This window comes from Halohasta sp. A2, assembly GCF_056175805.1.
The window spans coordinates 1-255 of record NZ_JAQFWV010000316.1; the positions used below are offsets into that span (position 1 = coordinate 1).

Below are 255 nucleotides of genomic sequence, written 5' to 3' on the forward strand. Positions count from 1 at the left end.
TTCGACAGCGAAAGCGTACGCGGCGGCGTTCCGCCGCCGCTGGGGAATCGAAACCTCGTATCGACAGATCGGTGATTTCCTCCCGAGAACGTCGTCGCCGACGTTCTCGGTGCGGCTGTTCTACTTTTTGTTCGCGGTTTCGCTGTACAATCTCTGGGTGCTAGCTAACCTCTTACTCTCGGCTGGAAGAATTCCAAAGACACCTCAGATCTCGACACGGATCTTCCGCAGATTCGTTCTCTTGACAGACTACGG

1 pseudogene is annotated in these 255 nt (G+C 55.3%); it reads left to right on the forward strand.

Going from position 1 to position 255, the window contains the following annotated elements:
- A pseudogene (locus tag O2S87_RS19280) lies at positions 1-255 on the forward strand (transposase); the annotation flags it as partial.